Origin of the sequence: Bizionia hallyeonensis, from assembly GCF_042657385.1 — a bacterium.
GTDB lineage: Bacteria > Bacteroidota > Bacteroidia > Flavobacteriales > Flavobacteriaceae > Algorimicrobium > Algorimicrobium hallyeonense.
This window is the reverse complement of the sequence record NZ_JBHSLA010000011.1, coordinates 1-2500: the sequence shown is the minus strand read 5'-3', so window position 1 is coordinate 2500 and position 2500 is coordinate 1. Positions and strand designations below refer to the sequence as shown.

General features: G+C 47.6%; 2 rRNA genes (1 of these 2 cut by a window edge). Both read left to right on the top strand.

Features of this window, described 5'->3' with window-relative positions:
• Window positions 1–2213: ribosomal RNA gene (locus tag ACFPH8_RS14830) — 23S ribosomal RNA — on the top strand; it begins 615 nt to the left of the window's first position.
• 126 nt (window positions 2214–2339) lie between these two features.
• Window positions 2340–2448: ribosomal RNA gene (gene rrf, locus ACFPH8_RS14825) — 5S ribosomal RNA — on the top strand.
• Window positions 2449–2500: the final 52 nt, after the last annotated feature.

The following is a 2500-nucleotide window of genomic DNA, read 5'->3' as shown; positions in this document are numbered from 1 at the left end:
GTTGCTAGCAAGGTTAAGGACTTCAGGTCCGGATCCGTAGCGAAAGCGAGTCTGAATAGGGCGCTTTAGTTAGTAGTGGTAGACGCGAAACCGTGTGATCTACCCATGGGCAGGTTGAAGCTGTAGTAACATACAGTGGAGGACCGAACCGGTTGACGTTGAAAAGTCTTCGGATGACCTGTGGGTAGGGGTGAAAGGCCAATCAAACTCGGAAATAGCTCGTACTCCCCGAAATGCATTTAGGTGCAGCGTTGATTTATAGTTTTATAGAGGTAGAGCTACTGATTGGATGCGGGGGCTTCACCGCCTACCAATTCCTGACAAACTCCGAATGCTATATAATGATAATCAGCAGTGAGGGCATGGGTGCTAAGGTCCATGTCCGAGAGGGAAAGAACCCAGACCATCAGCTAAGGTCCCAAAATATATGTTAAGTTGAAAAAACGAGGTTGAACTGCTTAGACAGCTAGGATGTTGGCTTGGAAGCAGCCATTCATTTAAAGAGTGCGTAACAGCTCACTAGTCGAGCGGTTCGGCATGGATAATAATCGGGCATAAACATATTACCGAAGCTATGGACTTATTAATAAGTGGTAGGGGAGCATTGTAGTGTCGTCGAAGGTGTGCTGTGAGGCATGCTGGAGAAGCTACAAAAGAAAATGTAGGCATAAGTAACGATAATGCGGGCGAGAAACCCGCACTCCGAAAGACTAAGGTTTCCTCAGCTATGCTAATCAGCTGAGGGTTAGTCGGGACCTAACGCGAACCCGAAAGGGGTAGTGGATGGACAACAGGTTAATATTCCTGTACCTGCTCACACTAAAAGTGACGGAGGCGAAAAGTTGGTGCGTACTGACGGAATAGTACGTTGAAGGAAGTGGTAACACTCCAATAGTACACTAAAGCTACGGCTGCGGTGATAATCCAGCAAATCGACTTCCAAGAAAAGCGAGTGAAGCAGCCCGTACCCTAAACCGACACAGGTAGTTGGGATGAGAATTCTAAGGAGCTCGAGAGATTCATGGTTAAGGAACTAGGCAAAATAGACGCGTAACTTCGGGAGAAGCGTCGCCCATCTTTGGATGGGCCGCAGTGAAAGAGTCCAGGCGACTGTTTATCAAAAACACAGGGCTATGCTAAATCGAAAGATGACGTATATGGCCTGACACCTGCCCGGTGCTGGAAGGTTAAGTGGAGGGTTTAGCTTCGGCGAAGATCTGAAATGAAGCCCCAGTAAACGGCGGCCGTAACTATAACGGTCCTAAGGTAGCGAAATTCCTTGTCGGGTAAGTTCCGACCTGCACGAATGGTGCAACGATCTGGACACTGTCTCAACCATGAGCTCGGTGAAATTGTAGTATCGGTGAAGATGCCGATTACCCGCTGTGGGACGAAAAGACCCCGTGCACCTTTACTATAGCTTAGTATTGGTTTTGGATAAGTAATGTGTAGGATAGGTGGGAGACTTTGAAGCGGCGTCGCTAGGCGTTGTGGAGTCATTGTTGAAATACCACCCTTTGCTTATCTAGAGTCTAACCCTTCAAAAAAGGGGACAGTGCTTGGTGGGTAGTTTGACTGGGGTGGTCGCCTCCAAAAGAGTAACGGAGGCTTCTAAAGGTTCCCTCAGTACGGTTGGTAATCGTACGTAGAGTGCAATGGCATAAGGGAGCTTGACTGAGAGACATACAGGTCGATCAGGTACGAAAGTAGAGCATAGTGATCCGGTGGTTCCGCATGGAAGGGCCATCGCTCAAAGGATAAAAGGTACGCCGGGGATAACAGGCTGATCTCCCCCAAGAGCTCATATCGACGGGGGGGTTTGGCACCTCGATGTCGGCTCGTCACATCCTGGGGCTGGAGAAGGTCCCAAGGGTTGGGCTGTTCGCCCATTAAAGTGGCACGCGAGCTGGGTTCAGAACGTCGTGAGACAGTTCGGTCTCTATCTACAGTGGGCGTTAGAAATTTGAGTGGATCTGACTCTAGTACGAGAGGACCGAGTTGGACAAACCTCTGGTGTATCTGTTGTTCCGCCAGGAGCATTGCAGAGTAGCTACGTTTGGAAGGGATAAGCGCTGAAAGCATATAAGCGCGAAACCCACCACAAGATGAGATTTCTTTAAAGGGTCGTGGGAGATGACCACGTTGATAGGCTATAGGTGTAAAGGCAGTAATGTCATAGCCGAGTAGTACTAATAACCCATAGGCTTATTGTACGCCTGTTTTTTTACAAAGTTTACAAACTAAATCATGTACTTTTTTCAATATGTTAAGATATTTGTTCCATGTATAATGGAACGCTGAACGTAATACCTTAAAACCGTATTACATCAGCTATAACTTAAGGTGGTTATAGCGACGGGGCTCACCTCTTACCATTCCGAACAGAGTAGTTAAGCCCGTTAGCGCCGATGGTACTGCATCTCGTGGGAGAGTAGGTCGCCGCCTTTTTTAAGAATCCCGATTCAATACTTGAATCGGGATTTTTTTTGTTTTATAAAGT